Raw genomic sequence first — 17,379 nt, 5'->3', positions numbered from 1 at the left:
GCACCCGGCAGAATGGGTCTATGGCGGGTTCCAAGGAGCGGGCCAGGCATTGGCGGTATGCCGCGTTGCCCGGGGTTGATCTGCTGTGGGCCCGGTATGTGCGGAAGACGTTTGTGCGGCATACGCATGAGAACTTTGTGATCGCTGCCATCGCCGACGGAGTCGAGGTCTTTCAGCATCGGGGGGTCGATCAGTACGCGGGGGCCGGGGCGCTGGCTCTGGTCAATCCTGATACGGCTCATACGGGGCGGGCCGGGGTGCCGGAGGGGTGGCGGTACGGGGCCGTCTATCCGTCGCCCGAGGTTGTTGCCGGGATCGCCGCCGAGACCAGTTCGCTGCGGGGTGCGCCGGGGTTCGTGCGGCCCGTGCTCGATGATCCGTACGCCGTGCGGTTGGTGCATCAGGTGCTGCGGGCAGCCGAGGAGGGGAACGCGCTGGCCGCCGACACCTTGTTGCGCGTGGCCGTGACGCGGTTGCTGCGGGTGAACGGTGGGGTTCTGCCCGAGCGGGACGTGCGGTCCGCCGGAGCGCGGGCGGCGGTGCGCGCGCGTGCCGTGCTGGAGGAGCGGATGGCTGAGCCGCCCTCTCTGGAGGGACTGGCGGCTGATCTCGGGACCAGTCCGTTCGCGCTGCTGCGTGCCTTCCGGGGGGTTTACGGGATGCCGCCGCACACCTGGCTGACCGATGCCCGGGTGCGGCGGGCTCAGCGGTTGCTGGACGCGGGGGCCAGTCCGGCCGCCGCCGCCGTCGAGGTGGGGTTCACGGACCAGCCTCATCTGAACCGGCACTTCACCCGGATCGTCGGTGTGCCGCCCGGGGCCTATCAGCGGGAGCGCAAGAACGTACAAGACTCTTCGGCGCCGCTGCTTCTAGCGTCCGACGTGTGGCAGAACAGACCGCTCTCGCAGATACGCACCCCGACGGTGGAGGAAGGCCGGACGCCGCCGTCGTACGAGACGCCCTCGGAGTCGGGGTGGCCGTCGGACTCTCCGGGTTCGCCTTCGGGGTGACCTCGGCCGGCAGTGGGCTCACGCTGCCGCAGACCTGTGCGCTCAGCCTTCTGGTGTTCACCGGCGCGTCCCAGTTCGCTCTGGTGGGGGCGCTCGCGGCCGGCGGGAGTCCTTTCACTGCGGCCGCCGGAGCCTTCTTCCTGGGGGTGCGCAACGCGTTCTACGGGCTGCGGCTGTCGCAGTTGCTGGCCCTGCCGCGCATGCTCCGCCCGTTCGCCGCTCAGTGGGTCATCGACGAGACGGCCGCGGTCTCGCTGGCGCAGCCGACGCGGCGGGCCGGCCGGATCGGGTTCGCCGTCACGGGGCTGAGCCTGTATGTGCTGTGGAACCTCACCACCCTGCTGGGTGCCCTGGGCGCCGACGCGATCGGGGACACACGCGCGTGGGGGCTGGACGCGGCCGGGCCCGCCGTGTTCCTCGCGTTGCTCGCGCCCATGGTCAAGAGCGGCACCGAGCGGGCCGTGGCCGGGCTCGCCGTGCTGCTGGGGCTCGGGCTGCTTCCTGTGCTGCCCGCCGGGGTGCCGGTGTTGGCGGCCGCTCTCGCGGCGCCTCTCGTCCTGTGGGTGCGCGGGCGTCGGGAGCGGGCGCGGGAGGAGGGGCGGTGAACACCTGGGTCGCGATCGGCGTCACCGCCCTCGGTTGTTATGTCGTCAAGCTGCTCGGGCTGCTGGTGCCCGCGGGCGTTCTCGACCGGCCCCTGGTGAAGCGCCTTGCCGCGCTGCTGCCGGTGGCTCTCCTGGCTGCGCTCACCGCTCAGCAGACCTTCGCCGACGGGCGGGTGCCGGTGGTCGACGCGCGGGCCGCGGGACTGGCCGCGGCCGCCGTGGCACTGCTCCTGCGGGCTCCGTTTCTGCTCGTGGTGGCCGCCGCGGTGCTCGTGACTGCTGGGGTGCGGGCCCTGGGGGCGTGAGCGCGGCCGACGCTCGGGTGCGGGCGGCACGCGGGTGCGTGGCCAGCACGCGGATGCGTGACCGGCACGCGTGTGTGCGGCCCTCCGCCGGTCAGCCGCCTGCTCCTGCCGGTCAGCCGCCCCTCCCGCCGGTCAGTCGCGCTCCCGCCGGTCAGCCGACGGTGCGGCCGTAGGCGCGCAGGGTGCGCAGTGCCTCGATCGTCACCATGGGGCGCGCTTCAAGGGCGGTGGTCGGTGCCCATGGGCGCCAACGGATCGGCCAGCCGCCGTCCTCCTCCTGCTCTGCGGCCAGGAAGTCCAGCGAACGGGCCATCTCGGCGTCCGTGAACCACGCGCGCGCGAGCGAGTCCGGGGTCTTCGCGTAGTCGTGCGGGAAGTGGTGCTCGTCCGGGGCGTAGCCGGGGGAGACGGGGAACGCGGCGAGGTCGGCCGGGTCCGGCACGGCCAGTCGTTGCTCGCGCACCAGGCGGCCCAGGCGGTCGGCGGTGGCCTCTGCGCGCGGGCGGTCGGGCACGGAGTCCAGGAAGGTCAGGGCGGCCTGGATCTCGTACGGATGGGACACCTCCAGGGACTCCACCGCCTGCCAGCAGAAGTCCGTGGCCCGGAACAGCCAGGCGTGCCACACCTCGTTGCGGTGCAGCAGACCGACCACGGGACCGGTGGTGAGCAGCTCGCTCGGCGGGGCGTCCACCACCGGCAGGAAGGGGGCCGTCGGATAGCCGCGCTGCGCGGGAGTGACGGCGGGCAGGGCGCCGTCCGAGGTGGAGACGGACGTGAGATAGCGGCACACGCGCTCCACGCGCTGTCCGCCGCAGCGTCCGACGGCGTCCAGGATCCGCAGGGCGTGGGCGGTGTGCAGGGGCTGGCTGACCGGGCCGCGCAGATCGGGCTCCAGGGCGTGGCCGTAACCGCCGTCCGCATTGCGGTAGGCGTCCAGAGCCGTCTCCACCGGGTCGGGGCCGCCGTTCAGGAAGTGGTACGCGAACAGCCGCTGTTCCAGCACGCGCGCGGTGAGCCAGACGAAGTGCTCCGCGCGGAAGAGCGGGGAGTGCGCCGGTGACGTCTGGGGGAGTGGGGAAGCTCCTGTTTCGGGCATGCGACAGACCGTAGGGCGGAAAGCGGTCTCGGCAAGCGGTCCCGGCCGAGGCCCACCCTCAGGGGCGGGATACTGGAGTCATGCGGTTGACGGTCTTCTGGCAGCGGATGGCGGAACACTTCGGTCCGGGGTACGCCGACACCTTCGCGCGCGATCATGTGATGGCGGAGCTCGGCGGACGCACGGTGCATGAGGCGCTGGACTCCGGCTGGGACGCCAAGGACGTGTGGCGCGTGGTGTGCACCGTGATGAACGTTCCGGCGGAGAGGCACTGAGAGCCGCTGACAGGCGCCGAGCGGTTCTCAAGGCGCTGTCGGCTGTGGATGTTTCCTGGCGGGAGTGCCGAGCGGCCGTGAACATCTCACGAAAGAGGCACTGACCGGTCACGAAGATCGCAGGACGGCAGCCGATTGTCAGTCACGTGGGTGAGACTTGCTCCGTGGCACCCACTGACGAGTCCGGGCAGGCAGCCCCGCAGGCATCTCCGTTCGGCACGACGCCGCCTTCAGGGCCCCCGGCCGCCGGCGCCGGGCCGAACGCCCGCATGCCGCGTTGGCTGCCGCGCGCCATGGTGCTCGCGCTGGCCCTCATCGCCGTGTTCCAGCTCGGCAGTTGGGCCTTCCACCAGCTCATAGGGCTGCTGATCAACGTCCTCATCGCGTTCTTCCTGGCCCTGGCCATAGAACCCGCGGTCAGCAAGATGGCCGCGCGGGGCATGCGCAGGGGGCTCGCCACCTTCCTCGTCTTCTTCGCGGTGCTGATCGCGTCCGCCGGCTTCGTCGTGCTGCTCGGCTCGATGCTCGCGGGCCAGATCATCAAGATCGTCGAGGACTTCCCGGACTACCTCGACTCCGTCATCAGCTGGATCAACGGGCACTTCCACACCGATCTGAAGCGGGTGGACGTCCAGGAGGGCCTGCTGCGCTCCGACTGGCTGCGCAACTACGTGCAGAACAGCGCCACCGGCGTCCTGGACGTGTCCGCCCAGGTGCTCGGCGGTCTCTTCCAACTGCTGACGATCGCGCTGTTCTCTTTCTACTTCGCCGCCGACGGGCCCCGGCTGCGCCGCGCGATCTGCTCCGTCCTGCCGCCCGCCCGGCAGGCCGAGGTGCTGCGCGCCTGGGAGATCGCCGTCGACAAGACCGGCGGTTACATCTACTCGCGCGGTCTGATGGCGCTCGTCTCCGGCGTCGCGCACTTCGTGCTGCTCCAGGCCCTGGATGTGCCGTACGCGCCCGTGCTGGCCGTGTGGGTGGGCCTGGTCTCGCAGTTCATCCCGACCATCGGCACCTATCTCGCGGGCGCCCTGCCCATGCTGATCGCCTTCACCGTCGATCCCTGGTACGCGCTGTGGGTGCTGGTCTTCGTGGTGATCTACCAGCAGTTCGAGAACTACGTGCTCCAGCCCAAGCTGACCTCCAGGACCGTCGACATCCACCCCGCGGTCGCCTTCGGCTCGGTCATCGCGGGCACCGCCCTGCTCGGTGCCGTGGGCGCCCTGATCGCCATCCCGGCGGTCGCCACGCTCCAGGCGTTCCTGGGGGCGTACGTGAAGCGCTACGCCGTCACCGACGATCCCCGGGTCCAGGGGCACCGGAACCGGGGGGACGCGCCGTCGCCGGTCACGCGTGCGCGTGCGCTGTGGGAGCGGCGACGGCAGGGGGCACGGGACTCCACCGACGGTGACGAGTCGCCCTGAGGGCACCGGGGTTCAGTAGGTGAGGGCGGCCCAGACCGCGGCGCCGGCGACGGCCGTGACGTAGCAGCCGACCGCCGCGTACAGGATCCGTCGTCGTGGCGTCTCGCTCCACCGGGTGCGGGACAGCAGCCAGGCCAGTGCGGGCAGGACCAGGACCGCGTGCAGGCTCACGCCGTGCAGCGGCTTGAGCGGGGCGGTCGAGTGGTACGCCGCCTCCTGGTGCCCGGTACGGGTGAGGACCACCCCGCGCGCGATCATCGCGGCACCCGAGGCGAGTGCGACGAGCAGGATCCCGAACCCGGACCGCACCGCGAGGTCCATCCCCGCCGGGCCCGAGGGCCGGTGGCGGAAGGAGGCGACCGCGAACACCGTCAGCAGCAGCACCAGGACGCCACCGCCCACCGCGAGCGTCATGGACACCGCCGTGTCGAAGGGCGTCTCCATGTCGAGGTGCGAGGGCACCTTGCGCCACGCCTGGAGGGTGATGCCGCCGACCTCCACCACGCAGTCGGCCGCGAAGACCGCGAGCAGCGCGGCACGCGTGCGTGTGCCGACGCGCAGGTACGACGTGACCCAGGTGACCGCGATCAGCGTCACCCCGAAGGACAGCCCGAACGTCACCGGCTTGCGCCAGGAGACCGGCCCCTCCCAGGGCCCGCCGTCCACGGCGAACACCACCAGGTGCGTGAGCCCGGAGAGGACGAGGAGGAGACCGGTGGCGTGGCAGAGCCGCTCCACGAGGCCGGCAGGGGCGTGGGGTGTCGTGTCGGCTTTCCGGGGCGGTACCGGGGTGTGCCTCTTCGTCTCCATGGCTCAAGACTGGCGAGGACGGCCCCTGGGGTCGTCGTACGCCCGAAGGCACTTGAAGTACGCCGCGGGAAGTAACCGGAGGGCGCTCGGAAGAGGGTGGGGGAAGTCGCTCGGGTGCCGCGTGGTGCGCTTGACACGAAAATCGAACATCCATTCTTATGGAGGCTCCGGCCCAGCCGACGGCAGGTGTTTCGGGATGATTTGCCTGGAGAAGTACCCGAGTTATCCACAGGCCGGACGGGCGTCAGGGCGCATTGTCAGTGGCAGGCGTTAGCGTCTTTGACGTGAAGCGATCGACTCAAGCAAATCGGGTGGAACCCATGGCAGGAACCGACCGCGAGAAGGCGCTCGACGCCGCGCTCGCACAGATTGAACGGCAGTTCGGCAAGGGCGCGGTCATGCGCATGGGCGAGCGGCCGAACGAGCCCATCGAGGTCATCCCCACCGGGTCGACCGCGCTCGACGTCGCGCTCGGCGTCGGCGGCATCCCGCGTGGCCGTGTGGTGGAGGTGTACGGCCCGGAGTCCTCCGGCAAGACGACCCTCACCCTGCACGCGGTGGCCAACGCTCAGCGGGCCGGCGGCCAGGTGGCCTTCGTGGACGCGGAGCACGCCCTCGACCCCGAGTACGCGCGCAAGCTCGGCGTCGACGTCGACAACCTGATCCTCTCCCAGCCGGACAACGGCGAGCAGGCCCTGGAGATCGTGGACATGCTGGTCCGCTCCGGCGCCCTCGACCTGATCGTCATCGACTCCGTCGCCGCGCTCGTCCCGCGCGCGGAGATCGAGGGCGAGATGGGCGACAGCCACGTCGGTCTCCAGGCCCGTCTGATGAGCCAGGCCCTGCGGAAGATCACCAGCGCGCTCAACCAGTCCAAGACCACCGCGATCTTCATCAACCAGCTCCGCGAGAAGATCGGCGTGATGTTCGGCTCGCCGGAGACCACGACCGGTGGCCGGGCGCTGAAGTTCTACGCCTCGGTGCGCATGGACATCCGCCGCATCGAGACCCTGAAGGACGGCACCGACGCGGTCGGCAACCGCACCCGTGTCAAGGTCGTCAAGAACAAGGTCGCGCCGCCCTTCAAGCAGGCCGAGTTCGACATCCTCTACGGCCAGGGCATCAGCCGCGAGGGCGGTCTGATCGACATGGGCGTGGAGCACGGCTTCGTGCGCAAGGCCGGCGCCTGGTACACGTACGAGGGCGACCAGCTCGGCCAGGGCAAGGAGAACGCGCGCAACTTCCTCAAGGACAACCCCGACCTGGCCAACGAGATCGAGAAGAAGATCAAGGAGAAGCTGGGCGTCGGCGTGCGTCCCCAGGAGCCGGCCGCCGAGCCGGGTGCGGACGCCGCGGTGTCCGCCGCCGCGGACGACGCCGCGAAGGTGCCGGCTCCGGCGGCCGCGAAGGCGACGAAGGCCAAGGCCCCGGCCGCCAAGAGCTGATCCTGTGACACGGCGAACCGACTGGGCCGAGTACGAGGACGCTCCGCGAGGGCGGGGCGGTAAGGGCGACGGGGGTTCTGCCGGGCCGGGCGGCGACGAGCACGGGGGCGGCACGGGGCACGGGGCGGACGGGGGACACGGCCGCTCGGTGTCGTCCGGCCCGGGCCGGCCCTCCGGCGACGGGCCGTCGGGGGGCGGCACCGACGGGGGATTCGGCCACGTACTGAGGTACGGCGACGGTCGGCCCTATGTGGTCGGCCGCTCCGACGGTGACGCATCGCATGGCGGTGAGTCGAGCGGCGGTGACGCGTACGGTGACGGCCCGTCATATGGCGGCGGTGCGTCGTACGGTGACGGTCCGTCGCACGGCGATGGCCTTGCCTCGTACGGCCGTGAAGGGGCCGCGCGTGGGTTCGGGGCGGTCGGACGGGGTTCGCGTCGCGGTGAGGGCGGCGCTTCTGGCACGGGCGGGCCCCGTGGGCGTCGGCAGCGTCGGCGCGGCTTCGGGGACTCGTCCGGTGAGGACGGAGGCGGTCCTTCCTCGTCGAGGGCCGAGAAGGGGGAGCCTCCGGCGGACCCGGTGGAGCGGGCGCGGGCGATCTGTCTGCGCCTGCTCACCGGGACCCCGCGTACGCGCAAGCAGCTCGCCGACGCCCTGCGCAAGCGGGAGATCCCGGACGACGCCGCCGAGGAGGTGCTGTCGCGGTTCGAGGAGGTCGGACTGATCAACGACAGCGCGTTCGCGGACGCCTGGGTGGAGTCCCGGCACCATGGCCGGGGGCTCGCCCGTCGGGCGCTCGCCCAGGAGCTGCGGACCAAGGGCGTCGACTCCACCGTGATCGACGAGGCTGTCTCCCAGCTCGACTCCGAGCAGGAGGAGGCGACGGCACGCGAGCTGGTCGACCGCAAGCTCCGGGCGACCCGTGGCCTCGACCGCGACAAGCGACTGCGCCGCCTCGCCGGGATGCTGGCCCGCAAGGGCTACTCCGAGGGCCTGGCCCTGAGAGTGGTCCGGCAGGCGCTGGAGGAGGAGGGCGAGGAGACGGAGTTCCTCGGCGACGACGGGTTCTGACCAGGGGTTCTGACCAGGCGTTCTGACCAGGGATTCTTAGGCGGGGCGCGGTCCGACGGACCGGGCGGTCGGCGGCTACCCGGCGACCGGCAGTCCCGCTGCCCGCCACGCCTGGAAGCCGCCCACCAGATCCGTCGCCCGCCGCAGTCCCAGTCGGTGCAGGGACTCCGCGGCGAGGCTGGAGGCGTAGCCCTCGTTGCAGACCACCACGATCCGCAGGTCGTGGCCGGTGGCCTCGGGGAGGCGGTGGCTGCCGTGTGGGTCGAGGCGCCATTCCAGCTCGTTGCGCTCGACGACCACGGCACCGGGGATCAGACCGTCCCGCTCGCGCAGGGCCGCGTACCGGATGTCCACCAGCAGTGCCTCGCCGGCCCGCGCGGTGTCGTACGCCTCCCGGGGCCGGATCCGCTCGTAGCCCGCGCGCACCCGCTCCAGCAACTCGTCGACACCGGGCGGCTGTTCGGTCGTACGGCCGAAAGTCGGGGTGCTCACTGCCAGTCCTCCGGGCGCTCCACGTGCTCCAGACGCAGGACCTGGCCCGTGCGGCTGTAGCGGCGGATCTGGGGGAGGGGCGGGTAGTAGGCGTGGACGGAGATCGCGTGGACCTCGGTGGACTCGTTGAGGACCTCGTGGACGTGGTGCTGTCCGAAGGAGCGGCCCTTGCCGGCCGGCAGGCGCCGCTCGCGGTCGATGTCGTCGGAGAGTTCGAGGGTCTTCCAGCCGTCGGCGGGCAGCCGGGCGGTGAGGGAGTTCTCCTTGAGCTCGCCGGCCGCGGTGATGAACGCGCCGACCGACTCGGCGTGGTCGTGCCAGCCGGTGCCGGTGCCGGGCGGCCAGCCGATCAGCCAGGCCTCGCTGCCGCCGGGACCCTCCAGCCGCACCCAGGTGCGGCCTTCGGGGTCGAGCGGGAGCGAGTCGATCAGCTCGGCGTCGGCGGCCGTACGCCGTACGAAGTCGAGGAGTTCGGCCTGGGTGGGCGGCGCGACGGTGGAGACAGAGGGGAGCGCAGACACAGGTACCGTCCTGAGAAGAGTTCGCGGGACCGCGGCGCCGCTCAGCAGCGGCGCGCGAGGAAAGAGAGAGGCGAATTCAGCAGGACGGGCGACACACGCAGCCCGCATAGCGGACGAGGTCCATATGGACCCTCCGCCACAGGCGCACACAGGTGTCGGTCACGATCCGGAGTACACCATGCCGCCCAGGGACCTTTCAACTCACTGTCACTATGTGGACGCACAGTGACAGTGAGCACGTCAACGGGGGCCGGCCCCCGCGCTCGCCTCCGCCTTCGTCGGTGGGCCGCCGAGCGCCGTCTCGGCCGCCGAGTACAGGTCGGCCGGGCGGACTCCGCTCAGGGCGGTGACGAGGTGGCCGTCGGGCCGTACGAGAAGGACCGTGTGCGGGGCGGCGCCCGGGTACTCCTCGGCCACCAGGAGCTCGGCGGAGTGCGGAAGCGCGGTCACCGCCGCGGCCAGGCGGGGCATGATGCCGGCGGTCACCCAGTGCTTGCGCTCCCACACCCCGGTGCCCGGCGCGACCAGGACGACCAGCAGCGCGCCCCGGCCCAGGCGCTCGTGCAGCTGTACGAACGAGCCGTCCTCCGCGGTGACCCGGACATCCACGACCGACGCGCCCGGCGGGGTGTCGACGGGCACCTCTCCTTCGAGGTGCCGGGGTGCGAGGGGCGAGTCGGCGTACGCCCCCGGCGCACCGAGGATGCCGCGCCCCAGGTGACCGTCCGTGAGCAGCGTGTCGTGGCCGCGGGCCGTGCCGGGGACGACCGAGCGCAGGCCTCCGCCGCCGCGCACCAGCGGCAGCGCCTGGTCGGCGGCACGCAGCCGAGCGGCGACGATCGCGCGCCGCTCGGTCTGGTAGCTGTCCAGAAGCGCCTCGTGCGGGCCGTGGTGCCAGGCCAGAGCCAGCTTCCAGGCGAGGTTGTCGGCGTCCCGGAGGCTCTCGTCGAGCCCCTGCGTGCCGAGCGCGCCGAGGCAGTGCGCCGAGTCCCCGGCGAGGAAGACCCGGCCGGCGCGCCAGCGGCGGGCCAGCCGGTGGTGCACGGTGTGGACACCGGTGTCGAGGAGTTCGTACGGCGGTGTCGGGCCGCCCGTCCAGCCCGCGAGGGTCTCCCGGACGCGGGTCAGCAGGAGTTCGGGCGTGACCAGATCCTTGCCCGGCGGCAGGAGCCAGTCCAGGCGCCACACGCCCTCGGGGAGCGGGCGGGCGGTGATCTCCCCGGCCGTCGGTCCGGACGTCCGCCACGGGGGCATCCGGTGCAGCAACGCCCGGTCCTCGAAGGGGAGTTCGGTGCGCAGGGCGGCGACCGCGTGGCGTTCCACCGCCGTACGGCCCGGGAAGCGGATGTCCTCCAGCTTGCGGACGGTGGAGCGCGGGCCGTCGCAGCCGACCAGGTAACTGCCGCGCCACCACGTGCCCTTGGGGCCGCGGGTGTGGGCGGTGACGCCCGAGGGCTCCTGCTCGATGGTGTCGAGCCTGCTGTCCGTGGCGATCCTCACCAGCCGCTCCTCGGCGAGGGCGGCGCGCAGGGCGTTCGTCAGGACGTGCTGGGCGAGGTGCAGGGGGGCGTCCCCGGTCTCCTCGAAGTCGACCTCGCGCATCACCTGCTTGCGGCGCATCGAGCGCCATCCGGCCCAGTGCGCGCCCAGTGCGGTGACCGGGACGCCGGTCAGGCGGGACATGAGGGCGGCGGTGTCCTCGTGGAGGACGGCGGTGCGGGCCAGACGGGGTTCGTCCTTGCCGGGGCCCTCGTCGAGGACCACGGAGGGGACCTCCTGACGCGCCAGCGCCAGGGCGAGCGTGAGCCCGACGGGCCCCGCTCCGACGATGATCACCGGGTCCACGGCGCGGCGCCCCCTGACCGCGGCGGAGTCCCGAGAGACGTATGTGAACAGGAGGTTGGAGCAGGGTGCACGATCACAGAACGTATGCAACCTATTGCCGGTGCTTGCGTCAAGTGACGGAGGCAGTGGCGATCATGCCACTGCCTCCGTGTCGTCCGGGCGGACGGGTCAAGCCACTTGACTGATCATCAGAATCCCCCGCCACCGGTGTTCTCACCGGTTCCGTACGTGCCGCCCACCGCCGCCGGGTTGACCTCCGTGTCCTCGCCGAGCACCGCCCCCGTGCTCTTCTTGCTGCGCCGCAGCCGCTGTTCCAGCCAGCTCGCGAAGCTGGTGAGGATGAAGTTCACGATGATGTAGATGATCGCCACGACGATGAAGCTGGGGATGACGTTGGCGTAGTTGGCCGCCAGTGTCTGGCGTGCGTTGAGCAGCTCGGTGAAGCCGAGCATCACGCCGCCCAGCGCGGTGTCCTTCACGATGACGACCAGCTGGCTGACGATGGCCGGCAGCATCGCGGTGACCGCCTGCGGGAGCAGGATGCTGGTCATCGTCTGGCCCTTGCGCAGACCGACCGCGTAGGCCGCCTCCGTCTGGCCCCGGGGCAGCGAGAGGATGCCGGCCCGCACGACCTCGGCGAGCACCGAGGCGTTGTAGAGCACCAGGCCGGTGACGACCGCGTACAGGGGTCGGTCCTCGCTGCTGATGTTCAGGGAGGAGCGGACGTAGAGCTCGTTGGCGAACAGCATCAGCAGCAGGACCGGGATCGCCCGGAAGAACTCGACCACCGTGCCGGCCACGCCCCGCACCCACGCGTGGTCGGACAGCCGGGCGATGCCGAAGACCGCGCCCAGGGGCAGGGCGATCACCATGGAGATCGCCGCGGCCTTGAGGGTGTTGCCGAGACCGGGCAGCAGGTACGTCGTCCAGGCCTCACCGGTGGTAAAGGGCTCCCAGAGGTCCCACTCCAGCTGGTTGTTGTCGTCCATCGTCCGCCACACCCACCACAGCAGGAGGGCGAGCAGGAGGGTGAAGACGATCGACAGGAGGACGTTGCGCCGTTTGGCGCGGGGTCCCGGAGTGTCGTAGAGGACCGAGCTCATCGCTTCACCGCCAGTCGCTTGCTCAGCCAGCCCAGGAAGAGGCCGGTGGGCAGGGTCAGTACCACGAAACCGAGGGCGAAGACCCCGCCGATGAGCAGCGTCTGAGCCTCGTTCTCGATCATTTCCTTCATCAGGTACGCCGCCTCGGCCACGCCGATCGCCGCCGCCACCGTGGTGTTCTTCGTCAGCGCGATCAGGACGTTGGCCAGCGGGCCGATGACCGAGCGGAAGGCCTGCGGCAGCACGATCAGGCGCAGGGTCTGGCTGAAGTTCAGTCCGATCGCGCGGGCCGCCTCGGCCTGGCCGAGCGGCACCGTGTTGATGCCGGAGCGGATCGCCTCGCACACGAACGCGGCGGTGTAGAGGATGAAGCCGAGGATGGCCAGCCGGAAGCTCATGACCTTCACGTCGTCGCCCGCACCCAGCGTGATGCGGAAGATGTCGGCGAGGCCGAGAGAGGTGAAGACGATGATGACCGTCAGGGGGATGTTCCGGACGATGTTGACGTAGGCAGTGCCGAACCCGCGCATCAGCGGGACGGGGCTGACCCGCATCGCGGCCAGCAGGGTGCCCCAGACGAGGGAGCCGATGCCGGAGAAGAAGGTCAGCTTCACCGTCATCCAGAAGGCGCCCCACAGACTCGGGTCGTCATAGTCTGAAATAAAGTCGAACACGATCTCCCGCGCTTCCGGGTGTGTGGCGGAGGTATGAGGGGCGCGACGCGCCGCCGCCCTGATCGTGGCGGGCGGCGGCGCACCGGTGGATCCCTGGGCGGGCGCTGCTCTGGACGGCCGGCGCCTGCCGGTGGTCGGCCGCGGGCTCGCGGTGGCTCGTCGCGCGGTTCCCGAGCCCCTTGAGGGGCGCGGTTCCCCGCGCCCCTTCCGGGGCGCGGCCCGACCGCGGTCGCAACGCTGCGCCGACGGATCCCTGCATTACTTGACGATGACGCCGATCTTCGGGGCGGGCTCGTTCTTGTAGCCGGCCGGGCCGAAGTTGGCGTCGACCGCCTTCTGCCAGGAGCCGTCGCTGACCATCTTCTCCAGGGCGGTGTTGATCTTGTTGAGGGTGGCGGTGTCGCCCTTCTTGACGCCGATGCCGTAGTTCTCGTTGCTCAGCTTGAGGCCGGCGAGCTTGAACTGACCCTTGTACTTGTCCTGGGACGCGAAGCCCGCGAGGATCGAGTCGTCCGTGGTCAGCGCGTCGACGGCGCCGCTCTGGAGACCGGCGATGCACTCCGAGTAGCCGGAGTACTCACGCAGCTGGGCCTTCGGGGCGAAGTCGTCCTTGACGTTCTGCGCCGAGGTGGAGCCGGTCACGGAACACAGCTTCTCGCCGTTGAGGTCCGTGGCCTCGCTGATCTTGGAGTCCTTCTTGACCAGCAGGTCCTGGTGGGCCAGCAGGTACGGGCCGGCGAAGTCGACCTTCTTCTTGCGCTCGTCGTTGATCGAGTAGGTGGCCGCGATGAACTTCACGTCGCCGCGGGCGAGCGCGTTCTCACGGTCGGCGCTCTTGGTCTCGACGAACTCGATCTGGTCCGGCTTGTAGCCGAGTTCCTTGGCCACATAGGTGGCCACATCCACGTCGAAGCCGGAGAAGGACCCGTCGGGCTTCTTCAGACCGAGACCCGGCTGGTCGTACTTGATGCCGACCTTGATCTTGCCGCCGCCGCCGGAACCCGAGCCGGAGCCCTCGTCCTTGCTGTCCCCACCGCACGCGGTCGCGGACAGGGCGAGAGCGAGAACGGCAGCCGAGGCGGCGGTGACCTTGCGGAGCTTCATGGTGAACATCCTTTGGGTGATGAAGAGATGAGGGCCGTCGGTGGTCGATCCGGGTGGCACGTCAGTGGTGCAGGATCTTCGACAGGAAGTCCTTGGCGCGGTCGCTGCGCGGGTTGCTGAAGAACTGGTCGGGCGCAGCCTCCTCGACGATCCTTCCGTCCGCCATGAAGACCACGCGGTTTGCGGCCGATCGTGCGAAACCCATCTCGTGGGTCACGACGATCATGGTCATCCCGTCGCGGGCGAGCTGCTGCATGACCTCCAGCACCTCGTTGATCATCTCAGGGTCGAGCGCCGACGTGGGCTCGTCGAAGAGCATGACCTTGGGATCCATGGCCAGGGCACGCGCGATCGCGACCCGCTGCTGCTGGCCGCCGGAGAGCTGGGCGGGGTACTTGTCCGCCTGCGTGGCGACGCCGACCCGGTCGAGGAGGGCGCGCGCCTTCTCCTCGGCCTTCTTCTTGTCGGCCTTGCGGACCTTGATCTGGCCCAGCATCACGTTCTCGAGCACGGTCTTGTGCGCGAAGAGGTTGAAGGACTGGAAGACCATGCCGACATCGGCGCGCAGCCGGGCCAGCTCCTTGCCCTCCTGGGGCAGCGGCTTGCCGTCGATGGCGATCGCACCCGTGTCGATCGTCTCCAGGCGGTTGATGGTGCGGCACAGGGTGGACTTCCCGGACCCGGAGGGTCCGATGACCACGACGACCTCGCCGCGGGCGATCGTCAGGTCGATGTCCTGGAGTACGTGCAGCGCACCGAAGTGCTTGTTGACGCCCTTCAGGACGACCAGTTCGCCGGTCGCGACCGCGTCTTCCTTGGCCGCCGATACTTCGGTCATCGCTCTCTGGCTCCGTCCTCCTCGGTTTCGGAGGACAGTAGTGACCCCACGCGACCAGCGTCATTAGTCTTGAGGGGAATCTGAGCATCACGATCCGATAGCAATCGGACACGTGTCGTAGCAGTTGTGACCAGTGCGCATCCGGGGCGCGTTTCGGCCGGGTAACTAAACCGCGGCGCAACCGGAACCCTCTTGACGTCGTCCCCATCCATCAGCATGACTGCACGGTGCACATGCGCGCGTGAGCATGCCCATATGCACCTGTTCACCACAGATTGAGATGGTACGTCCGATGAACCAAAGGGGGCCGGGGTGAGACTTCTCCTCGTCGAGGACGACAACCACGTGGCCGCCGCGCTGTCCGCGGTGCTCGCGCGGCACGGGTTCGACGTCACGCACGCGCGCAGCGGCGAGGAGGCGCTCAGGGCGCTCGTCCCGGAGGGCGACGGCTTCGGGGTCGTGCTGCTCGACCTCGGCCTGCCCGACCAGGACGGCTACGAGGTGTGCGGCAAGATCCGCAAGCGCACCAGCACGCCGGTGATCATGGTGACGGCGCGCTCCGACGTGCGGTCCCGTATCCACGGGCTGAACCTCGGCGCCGACGACTATGTGGTGAAGCCCTACGACACGGGCGAGCTGCTCGCCCGCATCCACGCCGTCAGCCGGCGCACCGCCCACGAGGACGCCCCCGGCGCCGGTGACACCGCGCTCGTCCTCGGCCCCGTGCGCATCGAACTGCCGACCCGGCAGGTCAGCGTCGACGGCGCGGTCGTCCAGCTCACCCGCAAGGAGTTCGACCTCCTCGCGCTGCTCGCCCAGCGCCCCGGTGTGGTCTTCCGACGCGAACAGATCATCAGCGAGGTCTGGCGCACGAGTTGGGAGGGGACCGGGCGGACCCTGGAGGTCCATGTGGCGTCCCTGCGCGCGAAGCTGCGGATGCCGGCGCTGATCGAGACGGTACGGGGGGTGGGGTACCGGTTGGTGGCGCCGGGGGTGTGAGGCGTTGCGGGCGGGCCGGTGAGGGGGAGGCGGGCACGGGGTTGGTGCGGTGCTCGGTGCTCGGGCCGGCGTTCGGGGGGCTGTGTGAAGGTGTGAGGCGGGGAGCTGTGCGAGGCTCGGGGTGAGGTTTTCGGGCCGGAAGAGGGACGGTGGCTGTGGGCGCGGGTGAGCGGGGCGGCAGGGGTGCCCGCGGGTGCGGTGTGTTGTCGCGCGTCGGCGCCGGGGCGGGGCTTCGTGCGGAGGTGCGCCTGGGGCGGTGGCTCGAGGCCGGCGTGTGCCGGGGGCCGTGGCTGCGGTGTCTGTCGGCGGGTGGGGTGTAGGCGGGACTGTGCGTACACGTCTTCTTCCGCTGCTCATCGTCCTCATGGCCGCCGTGCTGCTGGCGCTGGGCGTGCCGCTCGCCATCGGCGTGGCCTCCGCTCAGCAGCAGAAGGTCGTCGTCGACCGGATCGACGACACCGCCCACTTCGCCGCGCTCGCCCAGTTCGTCACCGACGCCTCCGACGAGCGTCTGGAGACCCTGGAGAGCGAACTCGCCAGCTACTACAGCGTGTACGGCATTCGCGTCGGGGTCTTCTACGACGGTGACGTACCCATGGCCGCGGCTCCCCACGGCTGGCTCCTCCCCCAGGAGGGCGAGGTGCGCGACGCGTTCCGCGAGGCACTGCTCAGCCGCCGCAGCCAGGACCCGAAGCAGGTGTGGCCCTGGCAGCGGGGCCGGCTGGTCGTCGCCTCGCCGGTGATCCGGGACGGGGACGTCATCGCGGTCGTCGTCACCGACTCGCCCACCGGCCCGATGCGATCGCGGATCCTGCACGGCTGGCTCGTCATCTTCGCCGGCGAACTCGCCGCGATGCTGCTGGCCGTCGGCGCCGCGCTGCGGCTGACCGGCTGGGTGCTCCGGCCCGTACGGGTGCTCGACGCCACCACCCACGACATCGCCACGGGGCGGCTCAAATCGCGGGTGGCGGCGGCGGGCGGTCCGCCCGAACTCCAGCGGCTGGCACGGTCGTTCAACGAGATGGCGGACAACGTCGAGGACGTGCTGGAGCAGCAGCGGGCCTTCGTCGCCGACGCGTCCCACCAGTTGCGGAACCCGCTCGCGGCCCTGCTGCTGCGCATCGAACTGCTCGCGTTCGAACTCCCCCCGGGCAACAAGGAGATCGCCTCCGTCCAGGCCGAGGGCAAGCGGCTGGCGCAGGTCCTCGACGACCTCCTCGACCTCGCGCTCGCCGAGCACACCGAGGCGGATCTGAGGATCACCGACATCGGGGAGCTCACGGCCGAGCGGGTGGCCGCGTGGACGCCGACCGCCGAGGCCAAGGGGGTACGGCTGGTGGGGAGTTGTCCGCCCACCACCGCGTGGGCCGACCCCGTGACCCTGTCCAGCGCCCTCGACGCGGTCATCGACAACGCGCTCAAGTTCACGCCCGAGGACGAGACCGTGACGGTCACCGTCGCCGCGGACGGAGACACGTCGACGGTCGTCGTCGCCGACCACGGGCCCGGGCTCACCGACGAGGAGCTCTCGCGGGTGGGTGACCGGTTCTGGCGCAGCGGGCGGCATCAGAACGTCAAGGGGTCCGGGCTGGGGCTGTCCATCTCGCGGGCGCTGCTGGCGGCGGGGGGCGGGGCGATCTCGTACCGGCACCATGAACCGCACGGGCTGGTGGTGACGGTGGCTGTGCCGCGTAGTCGGCCTGCGGTTTGAGGGGGGCGGGCGGCTGAGGGCTCTGTTCGGCCGAGGGGGCTCTGCGGGCT

The 17,379-nt window shown here is 70.8% G+C and carries 19 protein-coding genes; 9 read left to right on the top strand and 10 right to left on the bottom strand.

All coding sequences use genetic code 11. The annotated features are described in order from the left end of the window. Window positions 1-20: 20 nt before the first annotated feature. From ACFULQ_RS24700 to ACFULQ_RS24690, 3 genes are read left to right on the top strand one after another with little or no spacing between them, the layout of a single operon-like run. Entirely contained in the window at window positions 21-1,010 is a 990-nt protein-coding gene (locus tag ACFULQ_RS24700) for an AraC family transcriptional regulator (RefSeq protein WP_383547235.1), read from the top strand. Next, the gene (locus tag ACFULQ_RS24695; protein WP_383547233.1) at window positions 974-1,615 is read left to right on the top strand and encodes an AzlC family ABC transporter permease; all 642 of its coding nucleotides are present in this window, start codon (window positions 974-976) and stop codon (window positions 1,613-1,615) included. The genes ACFULQ_RS24700 and ACFULQ_RS24695 overlap by 37 nt, the downstream gene beginning before the upstream one ends. Next, window positions 1,612-1,920 (top strand): AzlD domain-containing protein, encoded by a 309-nt coding sequence (locus ACFULQ_RS24690; RefSeq protein WP_383547231.1) that lies wholly within the window; start codon window positions 1,612-1,614, stop codon window positions 1,918-1,920. The genes ACFULQ_RS24695 and ACFULQ_RS24690 overlap by 4 nt, the downstream gene beginning before the upstream one ends. Before the next feature lie 151 nt (window positions 1,921-2,071). Here ACFULQ_RS24690 and ACFULQ_RS24685 read toward each other — a convergent pair whose 3' ends face one another. Beyond that, complete coding sequence (locus ACFULQ_RS24685) at window positions 2,072-3,016, bottom strand: hypothetical protein (RefSeq protein ID WP_383547229.1); 945 nt, start codon at window positions 3,014-3,016, stop codon at window positions 2,072-2,074. 80 nt (window positions 3,017-3,096) lie between these two features. On the opposite strand from ACFULQ_RS24685, the gene ACFULQ_RS24680 reads away from it, so the two are divergent. Both ACFULQ_RS24680 and ACFULQ_RS24675 read left to right on the top strand, forming a co-directional pair. Continuing rightward, window positions 3,097-3,291, top strand: a complete 195-nt coding sequence (locus ACFULQ_RS24680; RefSeq protein ID WP_030326905.1) for a DUF3046 domain-containing protein — start codon at window positions 3,097-3,099, stop codon at window positions 3,289-3,291. Window positions 3,292-3,455: 164 nt separating this feature from the next. Next, window positions 3,456-4,715 carry an AI-2E family transporter gene (locus tag ACFULQ_RS24675; protein WP_383547228.1) on the top strand — a complete coding sequence of 420 codons (1,260 nt, stop codon included), beginning with the start codon at window positions 3,456-3,458 and terminating at the stop codon, window positions 4,713-4,715. A 12-nt stretch (window positions 4,716-4,727) separates the two neighbouring features. Here ACFULQ_RS24675 and ACFULQ_RS24670 read toward each other — a convergent pair whose 3' ends face one another. Then, window positions 4,728-5,525 (bottom strand): hypothetical protein, encoded by a 798-nt coding sequence (locus ACFULQ_RS24670; protein ID WP_383547226.1) that lies wholly within the window; start codon window positions 5,523-5,525, stop codon window positions 4,728-4,730. Window positions 5,526-5,845: 320 nt separating this feature from the next. Here ACFULQ_RS24670 and recA point away from each other — a divergent pair, with 320 nt between their 5' ends. Both recA and recX read left to right on the top strand, forming a co-directional pair. Continuing rightward, the gene (recA, locus tag ACFULQ_RS24665) at window positions 5,846-6,970 is read left to right on the top strand and encodes a recombinase RecA (protein WP_020139108.1); all 1,125 of its coding nucleotides are present in this window, start codon (window positions 5,846-5,848) and stop codon (window positions 6,968-6,970) included. A 4-nt stretch (window positions 6,971-6,974) separates the two neighbouring features. After that, window positions 6,975-8,042: a recombination regulator RecX gene (recX, locus tag ACFULQ_RS24660; protein ID WP_383547225.1), complete on the top strand. Its 1,068-nt coding sequence runs from the start codon at window positions 6,975-6,977 to the stop codon at window positions 8,040-8,042. A 75-nt stretch (window positions 8,043-8,117) separates the two neighbouring features. Here recX and ACFULQ_RS24655 read toward each other — a convergent pair whose 3' ends face one another. The 8 genes from ACFULQ_RS24655 to ACFULQ_RS24620 all read right to left on the bottom strand — a co-directional run bounded on the left by ACFULQ_RS24655 (window position 8,118) and on the right by ACFULQ_RS24620 (window position 14,619). Further along, window positions 8,118-8,534, bottom strand: a complete 417-nt coding sequence (locus ACFULQ_RS24655) for a rhodanese-like domain-containing protein (protein WP_383547223.1) — start codon at window positions 8,532-8,534, stop codon at window positions 8,118-8,120. Further along, window positions 8,531-9,055, bottom strand: coding sequence for a cysteine dioxygenase (locus ACFULQ_RS24650; RefSeq protein WP_383547221.1), 525 nt, complete (start codon window positions 9,053-9,055; stop codon window positions 8,531-8,533). The genes ACFULQ_RS24655 and ACFULQ_RS24650 overlap by 4 nt, the downstream gene beginning before the upstream one ends. Before the next feature lie 76 nt (window positions 9,056-9,131). Continuing rightward, the gene (locus tag ACFULQ_RS24645; RefSeq protein WP_309506048.1) at window positions 9,132-9,179 is read right to left on the bottom strand and encodes a hypothetical protein; all 48 of its coding nucleotides are present in this window, start codon (window positions 9,177-9,179) and stop codon (window positions 9,132-9,134) included. A gap of 116 nt (window positions 9,180-9,295) precedes the next feature. Then, on the bottom strand, window positions 9,296-10,900 hold the full coding sequence (locus ACFULQ_RS24640; RefSeq protein ID WP_383547219.1) for an FAD-dependent monooxygenase: 1,605 nt from the start codon (window positions 10,898-10,900) through the stop codon (window positions 9,296-9,298). A 188-nt stretch (window positions 10,901-11,088) separates the two neighbouring features. After that, window positions 11,089-12,003, bottom strand: a complete 915-nt coding sequence (locus tag ACFULQ_RS24635; protein WP_383547217.1) for an amino acid ABC transporter permease — start codon at window positions 12,001-12,003, stop codon at window positions 11,089-11,091. After that, window positions 12,000-12,677, bottom strand: coding sequence for an amino acid ABC transporter permease (locus ACFULQ_RS24630; protein WP_383547216.1), 678 nt, complete (start codon window positions 12,675-12,677; stop codon window positions 12,000-12,002). The genes ACFULQ_RS24635 and ACFULQ_RS24630 overlap by 4 nt, the downstream gene beginning before the upstream one ends. Window positions 12,678-12,935: 258 nt before the next feature. Then, entirely contained in the window at window positions 12,936-13,781 is an 846-nt protein-coding gene (locus tag ACFULQ_RS24625) for a glutamate ABC transporter substrate-binding protein (protein WP_383547214.1), read from the bottom strand. Window positions 13,782-13,842: 61 nt separating this feature from the next. Next, window positions 13,843-14,619: an amino acid ABC transporter ATP-binding protein gene (locus ACFULQ_RS24620; RefSeq protein ID WP_383547212.1), complete on the bottom strand. Its 777-nt coding sequence runs from the start codon at window positions 14,617-14,619 to the stop codon at window positions 13,843-13,845. A gap of 312 nt (window positions 14,620-14,931) precedes the next feature. Between ACFULQ_RS24620 and ACFULQ_RS24615 the strand changes: the two genes are divergently transcribed. Both ACFULQ_RS24615 and ACFULQ_RS24610 read left to right on the top strand, forming a co-directional pair. Next, window positions 14,932-15,618, top strand: a complete 687-nt coding sequence (locus tag ACFULQ_RS24615; RefSeq protein ID WP_383547210.1) for a response regulator transcription factor — start codon at window positions 14,932-14,934, stop codon at window positions 15,616-15,618. A 328-nt stretch (window positions 15,619-15,946) separates the two neighbouring features. Further along, on the top strand, window positions 15,947-17,329 hold the full coding sequence (locus tag ACFULQ_RS24610; RefSeq protein WP_383547208.1) for an ATP-binding protein: 1,383 nt from the start codon (window positions 15,947-15,949) through the stop codon (window positions 17,327-17,329). Window positions 17,330-17,379: the final 50 nt, after the last annotated feature.

This window comes from Streptomyces sp. NPDC057253, from assembly GCF_042669125.1.
Classification (GTDB): Bacteria; Actinomycetota; Actinomycetes; order Streptomycetales; family Streptomycetaceae; genus Streptomyces.
Note: the sequence above shows the minus strand (reverse complement) of the source record. Positions and strands in the feature narration are given on the sequence as shown.

Bases quoted from the DNA above. Each gene is read 5' to 3' on its own strand.
- ACFULQ_RS24670 (WP_383547226.1), bottom strand. From the start codon at position 5,525: ATGGAGACGAAGAGGCACACCCCGGTACCGCCCCGGAAAGCCGACACG.
- ACFULQ_RS24620 (WP_383547212.1), bottom strand. From the start codon at position 14,619: ATGACCGAAGTATCGGCGGCCAAGGAAGACGCGGTCGCGACCGGCGAA.
- ACFULQ_RS24625 (WP_383547214.1), bottom strand. From the start codon at position 13,781: ATGAAGCTCCGCAAGGTCACCGCCGCCTCGGCTGCCGTTCTCGCTCTC.
- ACFULQ_RS24635 (WP_383547217.1), bottom strand. From the start codon at position 12,003: ATGAGCTCGGTCCTCTACGACACTCCGGGACCCCGCGCCAAACGGCGC.
- ACFULQ_RS24680 (WP_030326905.1), top strand. From the start codon at position 3,097: ATGCGGTTGACGGTCTTCTGGCAGCGGATGGCGGAACACTTCGGTCCG.
- ACFULQ_RS24700 (WP_383547235.1), top strand. From the start codon at position 21: ATGGCGGGTTCCAAGGAGCGGGCCAGGCATTGGCGGTATGCCGCGTTG.
- ACFULQ_RS24685 (WP_383547229.1), bottom strand. From the start codon at position 3,016: ATGCCCGAAACAGGAGCTTCCCCACTCCCCCAGACGTCACCGGCGCAC.
- recA (WP_020139108.1), top strand. From the start codon at position 5,846: ATGGCAGGAACCGACCGCGAGAAGGCGCTCGACGCCGCGCTCGCACAG.